At 41.6% G+C, this 23,430-nt stretch carries 15 protein-coding genes, 10 tRNA genes and 3 rRNA genes; 1 reads left to right on the forward strand and 27 read right to left on the reverse strand.

Annotated elements, in window-relative coordinates:
* From BN986_RS00005 to spoIIE, 25 genes are all read right to left on the reverse strand, one after another.
* A tRNA-Ala gene (locus tag BN986_RS00005) sits at positions 1–73 on the reverse strand.
* Positions 74–98: 25 nt separating this feature from the next.
* Positions 99–175: transfer RNA gene (locus tag BN986_RS00010), tRNA-Pro, on the reverse strand.
* Position 176: 1 nt separating this feature from the next.
* Positions 177–253, reverse strand: a tRNA-Arg gene (locus BN986_RS00015).
* A gap of 3 nt (positions 254–256) precedes the next feature.
* Positions 257–345: transfer RNA gene (locus tag BN986_RS00020), tRNA-Leu, on the reverse strand.
* Positions 346–351: 6 nt separating this feature from the next.
* Positions 352–426: transfer RNA gene (locus tag BN986_RS00025), tRNA-Gly, on the reverse strand.
* Positions 427–449: 23 nt separating this feature from the next.
* Positions 450–534: transfer RNA gene (locus tag BN986_RS00030), tRNA-Leu, on the reverse strand.
* A 3-nt stretch (positions 535–537) separates the two neighbouring features.
* Positions 538–613 (reverse strand) — tRNA-Lys (locus tag BN986_RS00035).
* 15 nt (positions 614–628) lie between these two features.
* Positions 629–704: transfer RNA gene (locus BN986_RS00040), tRNA-Thr, on the reverse strand.
* Between the two features lie 4 nt (positions 705–708).
* A tRNA-Val gene (locus BN986_RS00045) sits at positions 709–784 on the reverse strand.
* 11 nt (positions 785–795) lie between these two features.
* Positions 796–911: ribosomal RNA gene (gene rrf, locus BN986_RS00050) — 5S ribosomal RNA — on the reverse strand.
* 234 nt (positions 912–1,145) lie between these two features.
* A 23S ribosomal RNA gene (locus BN986_RS00055) occupies positions 1,146–4,068 on the reverse strand.
* 190 nt (positions 4,069–4,258) lie between these two features.
* Positions 4,259–5,820 (reverse strand): 16S ribosomal RNA (locus tag BN986_RS00060).
* Together the 16S, 23S and 5S rRNA genes with 9 tRNA genes alongside form the textbook arrangement of a ribosomal RNA operon.
* 459 nt (positions 5,821–6,279) lie before the next feature.
* The gene (gene lysS, locus BN986_RS00065) at positions 6,280–7,761 is read right to left on the reverse strand and encodes a lysine--tRNA ligase (protein ID WP_040977614.1); all 1,482 of its coding nucleotides are present in this window, start codon (positions 7,759–7,761) and stop codon (positions 6,280–6,282) included.
* 101 nt (positions 7,762–7,862) lie between these two features.
* The gene (gene folK, locus BN986_RS00070; protein ID WP_040977615.1) at positions 7,863–8,363 is read right to left on the reverse strand and encodes a 2-amino-4-hydroxy-6-hydroxymethyldihydropteridine diphosphokinase; all 501 of its coding nucleotides are present in this window, start codon (positions 8,361–8,363) and stop codon (positions 7,863–7,865) included.
* Positions 8,360–8,725, reverse strand: coding sequence for a dihydroneopterin aldolase (folB, locus tag BN986_RS00075; RefSeq protein ID WP_040977616.1), 366 nt, complete (start codon positions 8,723–8,725; stop codon positions 8,360–8,362). The genes folK and folB overlap by 4 nt, the downstream gene beginning before the upstream one ends.
* A gap of 50 nt (positions 8,726–8,775) precedes the next feature.
* Positions 8,776–9,540 carry a dihydropteroate synthase gene (gene folP, locus BN986_RS00080; protein WP_081922140.1) on the reverse strand — a complete coding sequence of 255 codons (765 nt, stop codon included), beginning with the start codon at positions 9,538–9,540 and terminating at the stop codon, positions 8,776–8,778.
* A gap of 239 nt (positions 9,541–9,779) precedes the next feature.
* Entirely contained in the window at positions 9,780–10,709 is a 930-nt protein-coding gene (gene cysK, locus BN986_RS00085; protein WP_040977618.1) for a cysteine synthase A, read from the reverse strand.
* Positions 10,710–10,913: 204 nt separating this feature from the next.
* Positions 10,914–11,786, reverse strand: a complete 873-nt coding sequence (gene hslO / locus BN986_RS00090) for an Hsp33 family molecular chaperone HslO (protein WP_040979071.1) — start codon at positions 11,784–11,786, stop codon at positions 10,914–10,916.
* A 17-nt stretch (positions 11,787–11,803) separates the two neighbouring features.
* Entirely contained in the window at positions 11,804–12,574 is a 771-nt protein-coding gene (locus BN986_RS00095) for a type III pantothenate kinase (protein WP_040977619.1), read from the reverse strand.
* Positions 12,575–12,717: 143 nt separating this feature from the next.
* Positions 12,718–14,772: an ATP-dependent zinc metalloprotease FtsH gene (gene ftsH, locus BN986_RS00100; protein WP_040977620.1), complete on the reverse strand. Its 2,055-nt coding sequence runs from the start codon at positions 14,770–14,772 to the stop codon at positions 12,718–12,720.
* Between the two features lie 311 nt (positions 14,773–15,083).
* The gene (gene hpt / locus BN986_RS00105; protein WP_040977622.1) at positions 15,084–15,638 is read right to left on the reverse strand and encodes a hypoxanthine phosphoribosyltransferase; all 555 of its coding nucleotides are present in this window, start codon (positions 15,636–15,638) and stop codon (positions 15,084–15,086) included.
* Between the two features lie 15 nt (positions 15,639–15,653).
* Positions 15,654–17,042, reverse strand: coding sequence for a tRNA lysidine(34) synthetase TilS (gene tilS / locus BN986_RS00110; protein ID WP_040977623.1), 1,389 nt, complete (start codon positions 17,040–17,042; stop codon positions 15,654–15,656).
* 155 nt (positions 17,043–17,197) lie between these two features.
* On the reverse strand, positions 17,198–18,139 hold the full coding sequence (locus tag BN986_RS00115; protein ID WP_040977624.1) for a serine/threonine protein kinase: 942 nt from the start codon (positions 18,137–18,139) through the stop codon (positions 17,198–17,200).
* Positions 18,102–18,839, reverse strand: a complete 738-nt coding sequence (locus tag BN986_RS00120; RefSeq protein WP_040979072.1) for a vWA domain-containing protein — start codon at positions 18,837–18,839, stop codon at positions 18,102–18,104. The genes BN986_RS00115 and BN986_RS00120 overlap by 38 nt, the downstream gene beginning before the upstream one ends.
* Positions 18,840–18,950: 111 nt before the next feature.
* Entirely contained in the window at positions 18,951–21,413 is a 2,463-nt protein-coding gene (gene spoIIE / locus BN986_RS00125; protein ID WP_040977625.1) for a stage II sporulation protein E, read from the reverse strand.
* Positions 21,414–22,145: 732 nt separating this feature from the next.
* Between spoIIE and BN986_RS00130 the strand changes: the two genes are divergently transcribed.
* Positions 22,146–22,219: transfer RNA gene (locus tag BN986_RS00130), tRNA-Met, on the forward strand.
* Positions 22,220–22,396: 177 nt separating this feature from the next.
* Here the strand turns inward: BN986_RS00130 and BN986_RS00135 are convergent.
* Positions 22,397–22,792, reverse strand: a complete 396-nt coding sequence (locus BN986_RS00135; protein WP_040977626.1) for a S1 domain-containing RNA-binding protein — start codon at positions 22,790–22,792, stop codon at positions 22,397–22,399.
* A 70-nt stretch (positions 22,793–22,862) separates the two neighbouring features.
* A complete protein-coding gene (locus BN986_RS00140) occupies positions 22,863–23,243 on the reverse strand; it encodes an FtsB family cell division protein (RefSeq protein WP_040977627.1) in 381 nt (126 codons plus the stop codon).
* Positions 23,244–23,430: the final 187 nt, after the last annotated feature.

A 23,430-nucleotide genomic window follows, 5' to 3' on the forward strand; every position in this document is an offset into this window, starting at 1 on the left:
TGGAGCCTAGCGGGATCGAACCGCTGACCTCCTGCGTGCAAGGCAGGCGCTCTCCCAGCTGAGCTAAGGCCCCATGCATAATTAATTCATTTATATAATGGTCGGGAAGACAGGATTCGAACCTGCGACCCCTTGGTCCCAAACCAAGTGCTCTACCAAGCTGAGCTACTTCCCGATGGCGCGCCTGAGAGGAGTCGAACCCCTAACCTCTTGATCCGTAGTCAAACGCTCTATCCAATTGAGCTACAGGCGCTTATGGTGCCGAGGACCGGAATCGAACCGGTACGGTAATCACTTACCGCAGGATTTTAAGTCCTGTGCGTCTGCCAGTTCCGCCACCCCGGCAATATTTGGAGCGGAAGACGGGATTCGAACCCGCGACCCCCACCTTGGCAAGGTGGTGTTCTACCACTGAACTACTTCCGCATATTGCTTTTAGTTTAAAATTATGGTGCGGGTGGAGGGACTTGAACCCCCACGCCCGAAGGCACTAGATCCTAAGTCTAGCGCGTCTGCCAATTCCGCCACACCCGCAAATGGTGAGCCATGAAGGATTCGAACCTTCGACCCTCTGATTAAAAGTCAGATGCTCTACCGACTGAGCTAATGGCTCTTGCAAAAGAAAAAATGGTGCCGGCCAGAGGACTTGAACCCCCAACCTACTGATTACAAGTCAGTTGCTCTACCAGTTGAGCTAGGCCGGCGTTATGGTGGAGGATGCAGGGCTCGAACCTGCGACCCCCTGCTTGTAAGGCAGGTGCTCTCCCAGCTGAGCTAATCCTCCGGATTTAATATGTCTGGCAACGTCCTACTCTCGCAGGGGGAAGCCCCCAACTACCATCGGCGCTGAAGAACTTAACTTCTGTGTTCGGCATGGGAACAGGTGTGACCTCTTCGCTATCGTCACCAGACTTAAAGGGTATCTGTTATTCGGTCTTGTCCACAATTATTTCTATCAGGAAGAATGATCGTAATCCCGTGACATGGACTGTTTTAACCGAATATCCTTATTAATTATGTAACTTGAAGATGTTTCCTGAAAAACAAGGACAAGTTATATTATATGCATTTTAGAATAAAAATGCAACACTTTTTTTAATTTTGCACCCTGAAAACTAAATAAGAGTAACGTGACATAAAAAAACTTAGATAAGTCCTCAATCGATTAGTATCCGTCAGCTGCACGTGTCGCCACGCTTCCACCTCGGACCTATCAACCTCATCGTCTCTGAGGGATTTTACTCACTTCAAGTGATGGGAAGTTTCATCTTGAGGGGGGCTTCATGCTTAGATGCTTTCAGCACTTATCCTTACCACACGTAGCTACCCAGCTATGCTCCTGGCGGAACAACTGGTACACCAGCGGTGTGTCCATCCCGGTCCTCTCGTACTAAGGACAGCTCCTCTCAAACTTCCAACGCCCACGACGGATAGGGACCGAACTGTCTCACGACGTTCTGAACCCAGCTCGCGTACCGCTTTAATGGGCGAACAGCCCAACCCTTGGGACCGACTACAGCCCCAGGATGCGATGAGCCGACATCGAGGTGCCAAACCTCCCCGTCGATGTGAACTCTTGGGGGAGATAAGCCTGTTATCCCCGGGGTAGCTTTTATCCGTTGAGCGATGGCCCTTCCATGCGGAACCACCGGATCACTAAGCCCGACTTTCGTCCCTGCTCGACTTGTAGGTCTCGCAGTCAAGCTCCCTTCTGCCTTTACACTCTGCGAATGATTTCCAACCATTCTGAGGGAACCTTTGGGCGCCTCCGTTACCTTTTAGGAGGCGACCGCCCCAGTCAAACTGCCCGCCTGACACTGTCTCCGAACCGGATAACGGTCCTGGGTTAGAATGGTCATACAGTTAGGGTGGTATCCCACGGATGCCTCCACGTAAGCTGGCGCTCACGTTTCAAAGGCTCCCACCTATCCTGTACAAACTGCACAAACATTCCATATCAGGCTACAGTAAAGCTCCACGGGGTCTTTCCGTCCTGTCGCGGGTAATGCGCATCTTCACGCATAGTATAATTTCACCGGGTCTCTCGTTGAGACAGTGCCCAAGTCGTTGCACCTTTCGTGCGGGTCGGAACTTACCCGACAAGGAATTTCGCTACCTTAGGACCGTTATAGTTACGGCCGCCGTTTACTGGGGCTTCGGTTCAAAGCTTCGCTCCGAAGAGCTAACTCTTCCCCTTAACCTTCCAGCACCGGGCAGGTGTCAGCCCCTATACTTCGCCTTTCGGCTTCGCAGAGACCTGTGTTTTTGCTAAACAGTCGCTTGGGCCTATTCACTGCGGCTCACTCACAAGTGAGCACCCCTTCTCCCGAAGTTACGGGGTCATTTTGCCGAGTTCCTTAACGAGAGTTCTCCCGCTCACCTTAGGATTCTCTCCTCGCCTACCTGTGTCGGTTTGCGGTACGGGCACCTATGATCTAACTAGAGGCTTTTCTTGGCAGTGTGAAATCAGGAACTTCGGTACTCTATTTCCCTCCCCGTCACAGCTCAGAAACATGTCAGACGGATTTGCCTATCTGACTTCCTCGCATGCTTGGACGCACATCCATCGGTGCGCACTCCTTATCCTCCTGCGTCCCCCCATTGCTCAAACAATCATGAGGTGGTACAGGAATATCAACCTGTTGTCCATCGCCTACGCCTATCGGCCTCGGCTTAGGTCCCGACTAACCCTGAGAGGACGAGCCTTCCTCAGGAAACCTTAGGCATTCGGTGAAAGAGATTCTCACTCTTTTTTCGCTACTCATACCGGCATTCTCACTTCAAAGCGCTCCACCAGTCCTCACGGTCTGACTTCACAGCACTTTGAACGCTCTCCTACCATTGTTCGTAAGAACAATCCGCAGCTTCGGTGATACGTTTAGCCCCGGTACATTTTCGGCGCAGCGTCACTCGACCAGTGAGCTATTACGCACTCTTTCAATGATGGCTGCTTCTAAGCCAACATCCTGGTTGTCTGTGCAACGCCACATCCTTTTCCACTTAACGTATACTTTGGGACCTTAGCTGGCGGTCTGGGCTGTTTCCCTTTCGACTATGAACCTTATCACCCATAGTCTGACTCCCAAGTTAAAGTAACTGGCATTCGGAGTTTGACTGAATTCGGTAACCCGGTAGGGGCCCCTAGTCCAATCAGTGCTCTACCTCCAGTACTCATGATCTTGAGGCTAGCCCTAAAGCTATTTCGGAGAGAACCAGCTATCTCTGTGTTCGATTGGAATTTCACCGCTACCCACACCTCATCCCCGCATTTTTCAACATACGTGGGTTCGGGCCTCCAGTCAGTGTTACCTGACCTTCACCCTGGACATGGGTAGATCACACAGTTTCGGGTCTACGACCGCATACTCCTTCGCCCTATTCAGACTCGCTTTCGCTACGGCTCCGTGTCTTCCACTTAACCTTGCATACAATCGTAACTCGCCGGTCCATTCTACAAAAGGTACGCCGTCACCCATTAACGGGCTTCGACTACTTGTAGGCACACGGTTTCAGGTTCTATTTCACTCCCCTCCCGGGGTGCTTTTCACCTTTCCCTCACGGTACTGGTTCACTATCGGTCACTAGGGAGTATTTAGCCTTGGGAGATGGTCCTCCCGGATTCCGACGGAATTTCACGTGTTCCGCCGTACTCAGGATACACTCCGGAGAAAACGCTTTTTCGATTACAGGGCTGTTACCTTCTATGGCTGACCTTTCCAAGTCGATTCATCTAAAGCATTTTTTTGTAACTCCAATGGAATGTCCTACAACCCCAAGAAGCAAGCTTCTTGGTTTGGGCTCTTTCCGTTTCGCTCGCCGCTACTTGGGAAATCGATGTTTCTTTCTCTTCCTCCAGGTACTGAGATGTTTCAGTTCCCCGGGTATGCCTCATCTACCCTATGTATTCAGATAGATGTCCTGTTCCATTACGAACAGTGGGTTCCCCCATTCGGAAATCCTCGGATAATAATGTTTACTTACAACTCCCCGAGGCATATCGGTGTTAGTCCCGTCCTTCATCGGCTCCTAGTGCCAAGGCATCCACCGTGCGCCCTTATTCACTTAACTAAAGTTTTTGAATAAGCTCGTTGATTACAACATGTAATCATTTGTGTCGCTATATTATAGCTTCTTTGCCTTATTTCTAAAGTTTGATGTCGTTGTTACTCTTATTTAGTTTTCAAGGTACAAATAGAGAGAATTACTCTCTCAAAACTGAACCAAACAAACCAGTACAAATTCCGTTAATTATCCTTAGAAAGGAGGTGATCCAGCCGCACCTTCCGATACGGCTACCTTGTTACGACTTCACCCCAATCATTCGTCCCACCTTCGGCGGCTGGCTCCAAAAGGTTACCTCACCGACTTCGGGTGTTACGAACTCTCGTGGTGTGACGGGCGGTGTGTACAAGACCCGGGAACGTATTCACCGCGGCATGCTGATCCGCGATTACTAGCGATTCCGGCTTCATGTAGGCGAGTTGCAGCCTACAATCCGAACTGAGAACGGTTTTATGGGATTTGCTTCACCTCGCGGATTCGCTTCCCTTTGTTCCGTCCATTGTAGCACGTGTGTAGCCCAGGTCATAAGGGGCATGATGATTTGACGTCATCCCCACCTTCCTCCGGTTTGTCACCGGCAGTCACCTTAGAGTGCCCAACTAAATGCTGGCAACTAAGATTAAGGGTTGCGCTCGTTGCGGGACTTAACCCAACATCTCACGACACGAGCTGACGACAACCATGCACCACCTGTCACTTTGTCCCCGAAGGGAAAACTCTATCTCTAGAGCGGTCAAAGGATGTCAAGACCTGGTAAGGTTCTTCGCGTTGCTTCGAATTAAACCACATGCTCCACCGCTTGTGCGGGTCCCCGTCAATTCTTTTGAGTTTCAGCCTTGCGGCCGTACTCCCCAGGCGGAGTGCTTAATGCGTTAACTTCAGCACTAAGGGGCGGAAACCCCCTAACACCTAGCACTCATCGTTTACGGCGTGGACTACCAGGGTATCTAATCCTGTTCGCTCCCCACGCTTTCGCTCCTCAGCGTCAGTTACAGACCAGAGAGTCGCCTTCGCCACTGGTGTTCCTCCACATCTCTACGCATTTCACCGCTACACGTGGAATTCCACTCTCCTCTTCTGCACTCAAGTCCTCCAGTTTCCAATGCACGTTTGCAGTTGAGCTGCAAGATTTCACATCAGACTTAAAGAACCGCCTGCGAGCGCTTTACGCCCAATAATTCCGGACAACGCTTGCCACCTACGTATTACCGCGGCTGCTGGCACGTAGTTAGCCGTGGCTTTCTGGTCGGGTACCGTCAAGGTACGATCAGTTACTATCGTACTTGTTCTTCCTCGACAACAGAGTTTTACGATCCGAAAACCTTCATCACTCACGCGGCGTTGCTCCGTCAGACTTTCGTCCATTGCGGAAGATTCCCTACTGCTGCCTCCCGTAGGAGTCTGGGCCGTGTCTCAGTCCCAGTGTGGCCGATCACCCTCTCAGGTCGGCTACGCATCGTCGCCTTGGTGAGCCCTTACCCCACCAACTAGCTAATGCGCCGCAGGCCCATCTGTAAGTGACAGCAAAAGCCGCCTTTTAACTTATCATCAGGTGATGTTAAGTATTATCCGGTATTAGCTCGCGTTTCCGCGAGTTATCCCAGTCTTACAGGCAGGTTGCCTACGTGTTACTCACCCGTCCGCCGCTCGTTCCACGAACGTCCCTCCGAAGAGTTCTGTTCGCTTCCCGCGCTCGACTTGCATGTATTAGGCACGCCGCCAGCGTTCGTCCTGAGCCAAGATCAAACTCTCCATAAAAGTGTTTGAATACTTTAGCTTTCAGAAGTCTACTTCTGACTTAAATGTTTAAGAAAAACGAGGTTGTTTTTCTTCTTTCGTACTGGTTGTTTTGTTCAGTTTTCAAAGAGCAATTTGTTTGCCGCTGTTTCAAATTGGCGACTTTATTAATTTATCACATCTGCAATTCGTTGTCAACAAATTTTTAAAATTATTTTTTGTGTTAACCTGTTGAATCGTTTGTGTGATGCGTATTGCGTTATGCAACGATAATTAATTTATCATGATTCCAAACTGAAAGCAAGTCTTTTTTAAAATAAATTTACATCAGATAAATATTTCTATAATTCATTTTATTGAAGCATCTTAACAAACCCTCTGTAAACCGCTGTTCATAAAGCTTTTTACTCCATCATACATAAAAAGCACTGCCAGAATAGATTCCTTCCGGCAGTGCTTTTAACACAACAACATCATAAATTAACGGTTTTTCATTTGCGGGAATAATAGTACATCACGTATGGAAGGAGAATTTGTTAATAACATAACCAGACGATCTACTCCAATTCCTAAACCACCAGTAGGCGGCATACCATATTCCAACGCTTCTAAGAAGTCTTCGTCCATATAATGAGCTTCATCATTTCCTTGATCTCTTTCTTTCACTTGCGCTTCAAAACGCTGGCGTTGATCAATTGGATCATTCAATTCGCTAAAGGCATTAGCATGTTCTCTTCCTACAATAAATAACTCAAACCGATCCGTAAAACGATCATCCTCTTTATTCTTTTTAGCAAGTGGAGAGATTTCTACAGGATGCCCAAAAACAAACGTAGGTTGAACAAGTGTCTCTTCTACTTTTTGCTCAAAAAACTCGTTTACGATATGCCCGAATGTCATGGAATCCGTAATTTCAACATTGTGTTCTTTTGCTAATGCACGTGCTTCTTCATCTGATAGATGTTGCCAAAAGTCTACACCTGTCTCCTGTTTAACCGCATCTACCATATGCAGTCTTGTCCATTTTGGTTCCAGGTTTACTTCATCTTCACCATATTGAATAGTTGTTTTTCCATACACTTCTTTTGCAATATGCGCGATGAGGTTTTCAGTAAGGTCCATAATATCATGGTAATCGGCATATGCTTCATATAACTCAATCATTGTAAATTCAGGGTTATGCCTTGTCGATACTCCTTCATTACGAAATACACGACCAATTTCATATACTTTTTCCAAGCCGCCGACAATAAGGCGTTTCAAATGTAATTCAATGGCAATACGCATATATAATTCACTATCTAATGCATTGTGATGGGTAATAAAAGGACGTGCCGATGCTCCCCCGGGAATACTATGCATCATCGGTGTTTCCACTTCTAAATAACCTTGGCCATTTAAATATTCACGCATGGATTGAATAATTTTACTGCGGGCTACAAAGGTGTCTCTGCTTTCTGGATTAGTAATAAGATCCAGGTAGCGTTGACGGTAACGTTGTTCAATATCTTTTAACCCATGATATTTTTCTGGTAACGGACGTAATGATTTCGTTAATAGATGGAATTCTTTTGCTTTAACAGATAATTCCCCAACTTTTGTTTTAAACATCACACCTGTAACACCAACAATGTCACCTAAATCTGCTGATTTAAATACCTCATATGCTTCTTCTCCAATTGCATCTTTACGGACATACAATTGAATCTGTCCACTTAAATCTTGAACATGCGCAAATCCTGCTTTCCCTTTTCCACGCTTTGTCATTAGACGTCCTGCAACGGTTACCTCATCTGTAATTTCCTCTAACTCTTCTTTAGAATATTGATCGTATTTTTCAACTAAATCATTGGATAAATGCGTACGTTCAAATTTTCCGCCAAATGGGTCTAACCCTTTTTCAACATATTCTGTAAGCTTATCGCGTCTTACCTGCATATGTTCATTTAATTCTTCTGACACTGCTACCACTCCACTTCTCAAATAATTAATATCCTATCTTCTAACCCAATTATTCATACAACAGCTGATTTATCTTTACGAAAAATAACCTTCGATGCTTTTTATATCTCTTCCTTCCAGAGCCTGACATCTGTTCGATCCTTCTCTGGAATTTCTTTTAAGTAAGCTTCTACAGATTTCTCATGTACAGGTATAATAAAAGCCGGCGCGATTTCTCCTAACGGGATTAATACAAAAGCACGCTCATGCATGCGAGGATGCGGTATAATCAATCTTTCTACTCTACTATTTTCATGATTAAATGTCAAAATGTCAAGATCAATGGTTCGCGGACCAAATCGAATGTCGCGTTTTCTGCCAAGCTCCCTTTCAATCTGTTGACAAACATCAAGCAGATTCATGGATGACAAACTTGTTTGAAGCTCTAATACCATATTTAAAAAATCTGCTTGATCCTGATAGCCGACCGGGGCCGTTTCATATATAGAAGATTTTTTTTGGATGGATATATATTCATTTGCCTCCAGTAAGTCTAATGCTTGCTTCAAATATTCTTCTCTCGGTTCAATATTTGTTCCGAGTGCAATAAATGCCTGGTTCATTTCGTTCTCTCCCTATAAATTTCTACAGCTACCGATTCATAATAGCCTGGTATCGGTGGATCTGGTTTTGTTACGTGAATCGTACATGCTTCCAGGGACTCAAAGGAAGAAAAAAGTTCCTCTGCGATTTCCTCTGCCAAAGCTTCAATCAGATGAAAACTTTTTTCCTCTACGATATACTTTACCTTTTCATACGCTTCCCCATAATGTATGGAATCCTCCATCGCATCTGATTTTCCTGCTTTCCTTAACGGCAGATAAAGTTCAGCATCAACATAAAAACGTTGTCCCAATGTGTTTTCCTCAGGTAATAGCCCGTGGTATCCATAAAACTGCATTCGTTTCAAAACGATTTTATCCATTCTTGCCCTTCCTTTCTACTACAACCAGTTTTTCTCTATATAAATATTATCTATAACTCTGTATGGTAAATTGCATCCGCTACTTTTGCCGCTTCCAAGTTAGCTTTTACATCATGCACACGAATAATTCGTGCGCCTTTAGCAATTCCAATTACTGTAGTTGCTGCTGTTCCAATGTCTCTTTGATCCGCGGAAACATCTAAAATATCACCGATAAATCTTTTACGGGACGCTGCCAAAAGTACTGGGTAACCAAATGTATTCAGCTCTTGCAGCTCTTTAATCATATATTGATTTTGTTTCATCGTTTTCGCAAAACCGATGCCCGGATCGAGAATAATCTGGTTATCCTCTACACCTGCTTTTTTAGCAATTGAAATACTCTCTTGTAAATCAGCTTTCACATCCGTCATAAAGTCACCATAATCCATGTCCATCCGATTGTGCATAAGAACCATGGAGACCTGGTAACGAGCTGCAATTTCTGCAATTTCCGGCTCTCTTTTCGCTCCCCAAATATCATTTATAATAGAGGCACCGGCTTTTACAGCCTGCTCTGCTACCGCTGCTTTAAATGTGTCCACGGATATAGGTATCTGCAGAGAATCTTTTAAAGCCTCAATGACCGGGATAATTCTTTCTATTTCTTCTTCCGCGCTGACAGGTGTATGTCCTGGCCGGGTAGATTCACCGCCAATGTCAATGATATCTGCCCCGTCTTCTTCCATTTTCTTTCCTTTAGCAACTGCCTTTTCAATATCTGTATATTGTCCGCCATCTGAGAAGGAGTCAGGGGTGACATTTAATATCCCCATAATATGCGTCCGTTTATTTAAAGCTGATTGAAGTTCTTTTGCTTGCTTCACTTGTTTTTCCGCCTCTTTTCTCTCAAAAAGTATCTATTCTACATCCTACCTTAAGAAGTTAAAGAAAAAAAGTAGTAAGCGCTCGTGAAAAAAATAATAATAAAATCATATCCCATTCTTACCTACCACTATTTTACATAAAAAAGAAACCAGTATATCTTTATACTGGTTTCTTTTTTATGCCTATTTTATTCTTCGTCTTCAAATTGATAAAGCGCTGTAGACAGGTAACGTTCTCCGTTATCAGGAAGAATAGCAAGAACCTTCTTGCCCTTTCCTAGTTCTTTTGCTACTTTTAACGCTGCGGCAACGGCTGCTCCTGAAGAAATACCTCCAAGAATCCCATTCGTTGTGGCAACTTTACGAGCTGCTTCAAAAGCTTCTTCATTAGCGATTTGCAGAACTTCATTATAAATAGCTGTATCTAGTACTTCCGGTGTAAAGCCTGCGCCAATTCCCTGAATTTTATGCGGGCCAGGATTTCCTCCTGAGAGTACAGGTGAATCCTTTGGCTCAACAGCATAAATTTTCACATCATTGAAATGGTCTTTAAGTACTTTTCCGGCACCAGTAATTGTTCCACCTGTTCCAATTCCAGAAATGAAAGCATCTAAACCGTCTGACATTTGCTCTACAATTTCTTTACCCGTTGTTTTTGCATGAATTTCCGGATTCGCAGGATTGTTGAATTGCTGCGGCATAAAGTAGCCATTTTCTTCTTGCAGTTCCTTCGCTTTAGCAATTGCACCCTTCATTCCTTCTGCTCCCGGAGTTAAAACTAACTTCGCTCCATAAGCTTTTAATAAATTACGGCGTTCCTTACTCATGGTATCCGGCATAACAAGTATTGCCTGATATCCTTTTGCAGTAGCAACCATTGCTAAACCAATTCCTGTATTACCGCTAGTCGGCTCAATAATTGTATCGCCAGGTTTTAATTCTCCTGATTTCTCTGCAGCCTCTACCATTGCTGCAGCAATACGATCCTTTACAGAACTTCCCGGGTTCATAAATTCTAGTTTGGCATATACCTCTGCACTATCCTGATCAGCAATATTGTGAAGCTTTACAATAGGTGTTCCACCAATTAAATCTGAAATATTATTTGCGACTGTCATATAACCCCTCCTAAAACCAAGTAATTTTATATGATTTATATATAATGTATTTCTTTATTCGCAAAATGTCAATCCTAAAAACAAAAAAAGTGCCTATTTTTTCTATTCCACAAATGCTCACATATTAATCATCCAATTTGATTTATACAAAAACGGTCCATCATACCTTTTTTGTATCATGCTACCGCTAGTCGAATACCTTTTCTAAGATTGCTTAAGTTCTTCTAATTCTTCTTCAGTAAAAGTATATTGTTCATTACAGAAATGACAAGTTGCTTCTGCTCCGTGATCTTCATCAATCATTTGCTGAATTTCATCATTACCCAGTCCAACAATCGCATTTGCGAGTCTTTCTTTAGAGCATTTACATTGAAATTCAATTGGCATTTTCTCTAAGATATTTACATTATCTTTATCAAACAAAGTGTATAGAATTTCTTCTGGTGTTTTCCCTTCCCGAATAAGAGTAGATATGGCAGGGAAAGACTGAATACGGTCTTCTAATCGCTCAATCACTGCTTCATCTGCTCCCGGCATGACTTGCACAATAAAACCGCCAGCAGCTAAAATACTCAAGTCTGGATTAACAAGAACCCCTGCTCCTACGGCTGAAGGAACTTGCTCGGAAGTTGCAAAATAGTATGTGAAATCCTCGCTTATCTCACCGGAAACAATTGGCGTCTCACCCGTGAAATAGTCTTTCATCCCTAAATCCTTGATAACACTAATATTTCCCTCTGTTCCAACTGCTTTTGCTACATCCAGTTTGCCGTTTTCATTTAAATCAAAATCTACATGAGGATTAGTGGCATATCCACGTACATGACCTTTTGCATTTCCGTCTGCAACAATAGCCCCCATTGGTCCATTTCCCATCACTTTAACAGTAATAGAGTCATCTCCTTTTAACATGGCTCCCATCATGGCTGTCACTGTAATCGTACGGCCAAGTGCAGCAGAAGCTGTTGCCCATGTATCTTGTCTTTTACGGGCTTCCTCTACTGTATGCGTTGATGTAATCGCATAGGCACGAATCATATCATTATACGTTGTTGCTTTAATTAAATAATCCTTCACAATCATCATTCCTCCGTTTATTGATAATACGTTTTATAAATAAGATACAGCCCATTCAGCGTAAGATAAGGTTCGACAGCATCAATCGTTTCTGATTCATGTGCAATGAGCTTAGACAAACCGCCCGTTGCGATAACTGTTGAGTTTGTCCCTTTTTCTTGTTGGATTCGTTTGACCAGTCCGTCAATTTGACCAATATACCCATAAAACACACCAGATGTCATTGCCTCGACAGTAGAAGAACCAATTACACGTTGCGGTTTTTGAATCTCAATTTTCGGCAGCTTGGAAGCTCTCGAATTTAAGGCCTCCATCGAAATATTTACACCAGGTGTAATAATTCCTCCTGCATATCTTGCTTCTTCATCCACATAACAATACGTTGTCGCTGTTCCAAAATCAATAATGATTAATGGCGCTCCGTATTTTTCAATACCCGCAATGGCATTAACGATTCGGTCTGCTCCAACTTCAGATGGGTTTGGATAATTCATCTTAATTAGCTTATCATAAGAAGTTTTCCCGATAACCACGGCTTCTATATTAAAATAGTCTCGGCTCATTTTTTCTAAAGCAAACATAATAGGTGGTACAACAGAGGAGATAATCACGCCGGTAATCTCTTTAAAATGAATTCCTTTATATTCGAATAAAGAATGGATAAGCATGCCAAATTCATCTTCCGTCTTATACCGGTCAGTTTTTATCCGCCAGTGATGAATTAATTTATCATTATCAAAAACACCCAAAACTGTATTGGTATTTCCTACATCAAGAACAAATAACATCTGTCACCATACCTTCCTTTGTTTCTCTAAAATTTAATATAACATACTTCTTTTCAGGAAAAACCAAAAAAGCATGCGTACGAACCAAAAAGAAGCAGCCTTTCTATTCCTTTGGCTGCTTCTTATATATCTTTTCCAATCCTTTAGTTTTTACGATCGGAATCGGAGTCATCTTCCTTATTATTATCAGTGTGATCTGTTTCTTTTTCCTCAGAACCACTGCCCATAATTGGGTCATTAATGTAAGAGTCGGATTTCTTTTCCGCTTTTTCTTTTGCTTCCTCAAAAGAAAGGCCTTTTTTATCCTCATCCTCTTTTTCTTCCTTCGAATGGATGCTTACTTTCAAATCATCTGATTCTTCTTCTGGTTCTGGTAACGTTCCATTTTCAAAAAGAGATTTAATTTGTTTTGCATCCAGTGTTTCCACTTCTAATAATGTCTTTGCAATTAATTCTAACTGTGCTTTATGTTCCGTCAGAATTGTTTTTGCACGATCATAACAATAGTTAATGAAATTCTGCATTTCCTGATCAATTTCTTGTGCAATTGCATCAGAATACGTTTGTTCATTCTGAATATCACGGCCAAGGAATACATTTCCTCCACCGCCGTTGGTAAATTGAAGCGGGCCAATCTTATCACTCATACCAAATTCGGTAATCATCTTATTCGCAATACCTGTTGCACGCTGGAAGTCATTCGAAGCGCCTGTACTAACTTCACCAAATATGATTTCCTCTGCAACACGTCCGCCCAGCAAGCCGGTGATTTTATCAAACAGCTCTGGTTTGGTCATGAAGTAACGATCTTCTCTTGGAAGCATGACCGCATATCCGCCTGCTTGCCCCCGTGGAACAATGGTAACTTTATGCACGACGTCTGCATCATCTAAGACCATGCCGATGATTGTATGACCACTCTCATGGTAGGCAACAATATTTCTTTCTTTTTCAGAAATGACTCTGCTTTTCTTAGCCGGACCTGCGATAACCCGGTCAATTGCTTCATCAATATCTAGCTGGCTGATTTTCTTACGATCAGCTCTTGCTGCAATTAATGCTGCTTCATTAAGCAAGTTCTCTAAGTCTGCACCAGAGAATCCCGGAGTACGCATAGCGATTGTTTTTAAATCCACGCTTTCTTCCATTGGTTTATTTCTTGCATGAACACCTAGAACAGCTTCACGGCCTTTCACATCTGGACGGTCCACCATGATTTGTCTGTCAAAACGTCCCGGACGCAATAAGGCTGGGTCAAGAATATCTGCACGGTTGGTTGCAGCGATCATGATAATACCTTCATTCGCTCCAAATCCGTCCATCTCAACCAATAGCTGGTTTAATGTTTGTTCACGTTCATCATGTCCGCCACCAAGACCAGCTCCACGCTGACGGCCAACGGCATCAATTTCATCGATAAAGATGATACATGGTGCATTTTTCTTCGCATTTTCAAATAAATCACGTACACGGGATGCACCAACCCCAACAAACATCTCTACGAAATCTGAACCACTGATGGAGAAGAATGGTGTTCCTGCTTCACCGGCAACAGCTTTCGCTAATAATGTTTTACCTGTACCTGGAGGTCCAACAAGTAGAACACCTTTTGGAATACGCGCTCCTACTTGAGAGAATTTTCGTGGGTCTTTTAAGAATTCTACAACCTCAACAAGTTCTTGTTTCTCTTCATCAGCACCAGCGACATCTTTAAAGCGGACTTTTTTCTTATCTTCGGAGTACATTTTTGCCTTACTTTTACCGAAGTTCATCACACGGCCGCCACCGCCGCCACCTTGTGCTTGACTAAGGATGAACAGTAAGAATAGACCAATCAATAAGAACGGAATAATTCCAGTTAAAAATGTAAGCCAAGGACTTGGCTGCTCTTCTTCTTCGACCGTTAATTCGCTTTGTTCGCTCGCGCTATTTGTAATTTGTGAAACAAGTGCTTCATTATCCGGTACTTGAGCAACAAATTCTGTCTCATCGTCCACTAACGTACCCGTCAAACGAATGATACCGTGTGACGGTTGAAAGGTCAGTTCCTGAATTTCACCATTATTTAAAGCATTCATAAATTGCTGTACATCATACTGCTCCTGATCTTCACTTGGATTATTAAATACTCCAATTACACCAATAATGATAATAAATAAGAGCATCCAAACGAAGACCTTACGAAATATCTGATTCATTGCTTACCTCCTCCCAAATGGGGAAAAACTATAGTAAATCGTATCATAGTAAAATCGCTTTACACAAATAATTTAACCATTTTTGACGAATTATTTTTTTAGAATGTTCAAGAAGTCCAAAAAATTTAACTGTTCTTTGTGATTACGTACTTTTATGAAATAAAATATTGCAAAATTCCTGATGATACCCTCTTAAGGTTATTCTTTCACATTCATTTCCTGAGAGCAAAGGAAATAGCTGTATTTTCCAGTGATTTTATTGCAGGCTGTTTCTTCTTTCCAAATGCAGCTGCCCTATTTTACAGATAACCTCAGCCTCCATAAATTTCTGGTTTAAGAATGCCAATGTAAGAAAGGTTTCGGTACTTTTCTGCATAGTCTAAGCCGTAGCCGACAACAAATTCATCTGGAACTTCAAAACCAATCATGTCTGCTTTGATATCTGCTGTTCTCCCAGCAGGTTTATCCAAAAGCGTCACAATCTTGATAGAGTTGGCTTTACGGTATTTAAAGAGGTCTACTAAGTAACTTAATGTCAGTCCGCTATCAATGATATCCTCTACGATAATTATATCGCGACCCTCTACTTTCGTATTCAAGTCCTTTAGGATTTTTACTTCTCCTGTGGAAGAAGTTCCACCATCATAACTCGATACATCCATAAAATCCATTTCTAAATGTGTTTCTGTGTAGCGAAGAATGTCTGACATAAATGGTAATGCACCTTTTAACACTCCGATAGCTAAAGGAAACCTGCCTTCGTATTCTTCTGTTAATACAGCGCCAAGCTCCTTACATTTTTCTTGAATTTCTTCCTCACTGACTAAAATCTTTTCAATCTCGTCATGAATTGTTCCTTGTACCATTTTTTCTCCTCCTAATTATCGTCTCGAACTAAACGTTAACTTTATATTCATTCCTTTACCATGTTGCGCAGTCTCCGCTTTTTTTAGACCGACGACCCAAAGGATGTCCCCTTTATCATCCACTATAATTGGCCAATTATCCCGTAAATTTTTTGGTATTTTAGCATCAATAAAAATATCCTTCAGCTTTTTTGAACCATTTAATCCTCTTACAGACATACGATCTCCCGCTTTTCTTACTCGGATATGTAGTGGTAATGAAATAGAATCTAACGGAAAAACAAAAGTTGCTTTATCCTCTGCTGAGGCTTCTCTAATCATAGTTGCCTCGACTCTTGTTCCATCAAACCATTGTACTTCACCTGGAACGTTCAATAAAGAGGAATGAGCTAGCTTCGTGGATGGTTGATGACCAAATTGCAGATAAATTTGTCCATATATATTTGTCATACGGAGCCTTAATGGAAAATCTATACTTGAGCTTCCATTCCGGCGCCTTATTAGGTCAAAAAAGTTTACTTCGTGGGTATAGGATAGGTCTTTAGGTAAGGTTCCATATAGATAGTTTAATATTAGATGAAAGGCCCTTCTTTGTAAAGCCTGAGAAAACTCTAAAAAAGCTTCTGCAGCAAAACAAATTTCCCGTTTACCCTTGCCAAATTCCACGACTTTTTCTACCATTTCTTTTGCTTGCTCCTGCAAATAGTTTTCATCCTGAGATAATGTCTCACTAAGGGTCTGTATTGTCTCTGAAATATTTGGATTTTTTTCCTTCAGTAACGGTACAATATTTTTACGGTAATAGTTTCTCGTATACGTATCATCTGCATTTGTTTTATCCACCCGATAGCTTAATTGATACTTTTCCAAATAAGCAAGAATGTTATTCTTTGTTACAGCTAATAAAGGACGAATAATTTCACCACCTGCAAAGTCACGACGCACAGGTATTCCTTTTAAAGCATTCGATGTCGCAATTCTTACCATACGCATAACCATTGTTTCAATTTGATCATCGGCATGATGACCAAGAGCAAGAATATCAGCATTTTTTTCATACATTAGCTCTTGATACACGCTATAACGCAGTTCCCGCGCGGCGACCTCTTCACTGGTACCCTTTGCTTTTTGGTATTGCCTGACATCTACCGCTTTTGCCACACAAGGTATTCCCCATTCCTGGCAAATTTCTTTCACAAACTGGCAATCTTCTGCAGAATCTTCATAACGTAATTGATGATCTACTGTCACAACCACGAGGTTTAATTTCCATTTGGGTGGAAGTTTATGTAGAAAATGTAAGAGCGCAATCGAATCCGGTCCTCCTGAAACTCCGATAAGAACCTTTGCATGCTTTTGAATTAAATGATGCCTTTCGATAAATGCACACACTTCCTTTTCCATTTTATTCTTCCCCCATCCAAATCTTCCGCCTATCATACGGTTATTCTAAATCAGAAAAAATCTGTATGTTGACTATGCTTCTATCATACTCCTTTTTAAGAAACGGTTCAAAAAAGAGGATGCCAAAAAACATATTTTCGTTTCCTTTTTACAAATTAAGGTAACAACATAGAAATAATCCAAAAAACAGACGCCACTAAAGAAATACTAAATGACTCTTTTACAGGGTAAGCCTTCTTTTGCTGTGTCTGTTTACGATATTGACTGCGCCTGTTTTGCACCTGTTTTATTTTATTCATAACATCTTTTTTCATTTCTGTTGCGGTATGGTATTTCCCTTTTAGTGCTTTTTTTAAGACAGGGTGTAACAATTGTAAATCTTTTGCACGATATAGCTTCTTCTCCAATAATTTCTCGGAAGGTTCTCCTGCTATACGATCGAAACGTCTCGGATAATAAATATGGAGAAACACCATCGCAACAGCGAATAAATCATAGCTCGGCTCTGCTTTACGCGTCCCCATTCCCCAATATCCACGGTCAAAAAACTCTGTATATTCTTTAATTGAACGCCCCATCCTTGTTGTACCACCTACATCAACTAACCGAATTCTTGGTGGATTCGACTCAACAAGAATATTATCCGTTTTTAAATCGCCAAAGGTCCAACCAGCCTGATGAAGCTGATCCAGGTCCTCTAATAGCTGGACCATCAATACCCCAAGCCATTTTTTCCCTCTCGTTTGAATAAAAGCACCTAACGTTTGTCCCTCCATGTATTCCATCACATAAAATGAATACACTCTTCCATTTGGCGCCGTCCAATCATCCACATCCAATAAAGAAGGCCCAAGGCGGTACCCTTGAACCTTTTTCAATGCTTTAAGTACATTGACTTCTACCGTTACAGCTGCATCCTGTTCACTCATTTTCAAGGCAACCGGACGCCCGTGGTGCATGCAAAGATACACAGCTCCAATCGCCCCTTCACCAATTTTGCGTACCACGGTGTAAGATTGATGATGCCACTTCCCTATTACCTTTTGCTGAGCATGTAGATTAATACCCGGTTTCTTCCATGTCGAATGGTTCTTCATCCGAATTCCTCCGTAGCTGCTTCTTGCTAAATTGATACATCGCTGCACGTAATGCTGGTCCAGTTGGAGTGATACCGCCACTTGTCAATTTGGGAAAGACTTTTGAAATCCCATCCAACCTTGGCGACCAATCAAGCACAATTTCAATATCATTACGTTTTCCTGGGAATCGATAAATACAAAAACGGTTTTTCCCAACACGTGCATTTAAACTCATCGATAAATCAAAAAGTGCTTCCTTCACGGTTTCTAACTTGTCGCGCATGCTTGCACTGCTATCAACAAGTACAACCACCTCTAAATCACTGGTTTCGCCTAAATCCTCTACGACTTCCATAATTTCTCCGCGTTTTTCAGGATCGAGCTCCTCCATCGACTGCTCTTTTCCTAGGATACTACGCAATTCCTTATTGACAAACCCTTGCAACGTTTGTGTCATTGCTTGTCTTGTTACTATTTGTACGGTTTGTGATAATCGCTCACTATAAACAATTTGGCTAACACCACCACCAGAAACAGCAATATCCTCTACTTCCTGAAGACCTTCTGGCTGCTCTGTCTGATCATCATCTAAAATACCAATGACATTCACAGTAATTCCTTGTTGATTTGCTAAGTTGGCAACTATAGCAGGATCTTCACCTTTATTGGAACAGCCGTCTGTTAATAGCAAAATTTGTTTTAATGTTCCCGCGTTCATTTTATTTATACCTCCCTCATCTTCCATTACCATCATCACCAAATAATACTTTTGATATACGTATTTTTGAGTGATTTCATTAAGAAAAGGGAGCGTAAATGGAAGGCATCTCTACATAGAAAGCACCTTCCCCTGATGAATTGGAACATTTGCCCATTTCGGCGTGTTCTTCTTTACTTTAGCAACTAATACAGTCATATCGTCGTTAATATCTCCTGACCTGGTACGAATCACCTCTTCTAATAGTAAATCAGCTATTTCTTGTGGATCTTCTGTATCCATTTCTTTAATCTTTCTTTTTATCCAAATATCGATATTTTCTACATCTTTCGGTCCATCAAAGATCCCATCACTCATCATAATCAATAAGTCATTCGCCTTTAATTGCTCGCTGACAATATCTACGTCAAATTCCTTGATAATTCCCATTGGCAAATTACTAGCCTCAATTTTTATCATGGAGTTCCCCCTGCGGACAAAGCTTGGTGTCGAACCAATCTTTAAAAATTCAGCAGATGCATTATGCAAATCAACAACTGCTAAATCGAGCGTAGCAAACATCTCATCTGTGGTACGTAAAGCAAGAATAGAGTTGATGGTTTTGATGGCTACTTTTTCTCGTATCCCTGTCTGTAAAATTTGTTGCAGTAAGCGCAACGTTTCTGTACTTTCTTCCTTCGCCCGTTTCCCATTTCCCATTCCATCACTGATAGCTATTGCAAACTTACCAGCACCAAGTTCAATCGTGGTAAAGCTGTCTCCAGATACTAGCCCACCTCCTTTAGCTGCATTTGCTGCTCCTGTCTCAATGGCAAAATCTCTTGCAGAGCTAAAGACAAAATGACTATAGCCGTATGGAAAAGAAGAGATATCCTCCTGTTTTACAACAATCATTTCATCGAGTAACTCGGAAAGGATCGGAGCAATCAATTTTTCTCCTTCTCCGTGATATTCATAAAAACTTGTCGTCAATTCAATATCTACATTTCCTTTCTCTAATTGATAGATATCTAGCCGGACTAATTCGATCCCCATCTGCTTTAAAGCCTGTATGATTTGCGATTCCTGCAACTCATGATGCTGCCGCTCCTTTAATATTTCTTTAGCAAAATCATTCATAACGTCGGATACACCTTGAAGCTGGTCAGATACTAAGCGCTTACTTTCTGTCACCTGTTGTCTAAGTTGTTGATTCGCTTCATAAAAACTCATTTCTGACCGCATAGCATCCATAACCTGACGCGATTTCACACAATGGTTCTCAAATTCCTTTACGATATTTCGGTTAGGATCCTGACCGGCAGTTATATTCTGCTTCATGATTTCCATCAAAGAATAGGTTTTATCAAACTCCTTCTGCCAGCACTTATTTTTTAAAAAGCATCCTTGGCATGTTTTTTCTGTTACCTGACTTAAAAAATAATCTGTATCCCGTTTTTCATCTCTTTGTTCATCACTTAACGTTCTGTCCGTTACAGCAAAACTTTTAGATAGCGCTTCAAAAACACTTGAAAATTGCTCCACTCGTTTCGCTGTCACATTGCGAACCTTTTGAGAATACTGTTCCTGCTCATTGGTATATGCTTCTGTTCCTGGTATATAGCGAGCTATCTGTTCAAACCATGATGCTGGTGTAATTAGAAATAGCATCACTGCGATAAGTGATTCTGTTAAAGATGGTAATAGAGCAACACTTTCACCATAAACACCTATTAAGCCTGTCCCAATTAGAAGACCTAATGCTGTTCCCGGCTTCTTGCCTTCCTTCAATAAACCTCCGAGCACACCCGAAAATGCCAGCAAACTCATTTGATAAAGATTTGCAACATTAGCTAAAGATAAAATCATCCCTGCGACTACACCAACCGTCGACCCAATTGCTGCCCCACCGATAAATGCAAATACTAAAACAAAATATCTTGAAAAGACCTGCTCTAATGATGCTCCATACACTTCCCAACCAATAAATCCAGTTAATACAGAGGCAATAAGAATAATCAAGCAGACAATTTCTTCACTTTTTAAGGCAGGTTTATAACGTTTTGGTGATAATAGTGGAATACTTTGCATAAATATAAGTACAAGAATTGCTCCAAGTATTCCTTCAACAGCTAACATCATCCACTCAAAGGATGTGATGGTGTCTTGAATCGAATATAGAAACATTCTTGGCAAACTCGTAGCAAAAAAGACAGTAATAGGCAGCATCCATTGCTGGTTTTTGATAGACTTTGTTGCTGCCGATATGAAGATAAATAAGATAAAAGCAAGAAAGATATACATTACATGCTGCATAGAGTAGGTCAGTGCTCCTAAAATAACTGCAATCATCGACCGGAATGATTTTTCTCGATGGACAAACCACATACTTGCAATAAATGCCACGGCAAATGGAGATACCGTCTGCAAGATGACAGCTCGTCCTAATAAGAAACCAGTAATATAAAATAGCCAGCCTTGTGCGATTAGTATGTGGTTTACCTTCGCAGTAATCTGTTCTCTCCATTTTCTCTTTTTACTTGCTTTCTCGATTGCAATGCTTCCCGATTCCGCCCTTGGAATTGAACCTATCATTTTATCCACTCCTATCTTTCCAACTAGTAAAACACAGGTCACATTCTTTTTTTGTCAAAAAAACATGGCGATTTCTAAAAATCGTTCGACGTAATTTGGGCAAGTTAACAACATTTTACAAAAAGGGTCCAACCTAAAATAACCGTATATTTTCATTTAAATTGTAGAGGCAGCATCATTTTTCACCCTTAACCTGTACTTTTGATTATTTTAAAGCGCTGCAATTTTTTAGATATCACTACATCATTTGTAGAAAAAATGAGGTAACATGCAGTTCTTTTTTACACGATAGGACAGTATAAAACGAAACTTCATTCAGTGGGAGTTTTTCGACGCACAACTCTTTACGATGGGACGAGTAATCGCAGTCCCAGTCCCAGCCCCAGTCCCAGGACGTCGCTAACTTAGTCTGCTTCCTTCATTCTCCCACTAAATTAGCCTTAGTGATTCAGGGAGGTAGCGCCCGTTATCTCCCGCCTAAATAAATTTATTTTCGCTCTTTATTTTGAGGCGGGAGTTTTACGGGCGCTTCTCCGTGATAAAAAAAGATAGATTTAAGAAACTTCAACTAAGTTTCCCGGTTCTAAAGGAAAACCGTGGATTTATAGATTGAAAAAAGTACACGCAAAGAGACCTAAAAACAAGTTCTAAAAAACAAGCTTAGAAAATATAGGAAGAAACTATTGACACTTTGTTTTGTCTGTTGTATGATTTTTCTTGTTGGTTTCACATGGCGGCGTAGCTCAGCTGGCGAGAGCGTACGGTTCATACCCGTGAGGTCGTGGGTTCGATCCCCTCCGCCGCTATCCTAAATAAGTTAAGAAAGCAGAGAACTTTCCTATCATGTAAAAAAGCTCATTTTCCTAAAAAGGTAAATGAGCTTTTTTTTATGTTTTATTATACTTTTCTAAAATGCAAAAAAGCAGGAAACCGTGTCCTGCTTTTTCATCTATCCTTAGAGCATTATTAATAGACAGCAACTACTATCCTCTTCTAGCACCTCGCCCGCCACGCTTGGATTCTGTGTGCTTTTTCAAAGAGGCTAAACGATCCTCGGAATCCTTAAGGAAACGATTCATTTTGGACTCGAAGTTCTCTGTGCGTTCTTTTTGACTCTTTTGACTTTTTTGACGTGCTTGTGGGCGATCTTTCGCCTTTCTAATGGACAGGCCAATTTTGCCATCCTTTTCAACATTAATGACTTTAACGGTTACTTCATCTCCAACTGTTAAATGCTCATTAATATCTTTAACATAGTTGTCAGCAACCTCACTAATATGAACGAGGCCTGTTTTTCCCTCTTCTAACTCCACAAAAGCTCCAAAATTAGTGATTCCGGTTACTTTTCCTTGCAGCTTGCTGCCTACTTCAATTGACATAAAAGAAATGCTCCTCCTTAAAAGATTAAATGTTCTTCAATATATAGTATATTAATCAAAATAAAAAGTGTCAATATGATGGGTCTTCATCTGGTAATTTAAATATTAATTCTCCTTCATTTGAGAAGAAATAATTAGTCCTGGCAATTTCAAGGACATAATCTTCATCTTGCAGGAGTTCAATTTCATTATTTAAATTAGATTCTTCCTGCTTTAAATCTGCAAGTTGCTGTTCTAACTGTTCATATTCGTCCATTTTATCTGCTTGCGTTGCCCGTTGACTGAAATGGTATATGGACATACTTCCTACGATAACAGCCACAACTAATGCATACAGTAACAGCCTTCTGGTAAGGCGCTGTTTTTTTCTATTCTGTCTCTCTATGTACGCATCGTACTGGTGCACGGATTTAGATTGAAGCTTTGTTACTTTCTTCTTTCTTTCCTCCACAGCTTTTACCTCCTTCGATAAGAGTGAATCCATTTAAGAGATGCTTAAAAAGACTACTTAAAATAACACAGATAAAAACGGAACTTCTAGTAAGCCTGTCCAGCCCTGGGGCGGTTGTAGAATTCATCCCAACACATATAAGCTTATTAGCTTCTATTCGCGTTAAGGGTTATGATTACCTCTCCTG

The sequence above is a fragment of the Oceanobacillus jeddahensis genome (assembly GCF_000750635.1).
Classification (GTDB): Bacteria; Bacillota; Bacilli; order Bacillales; family Amphibacillaceae; genus Oceanobacillus; species Oceanobacillus jeddahense.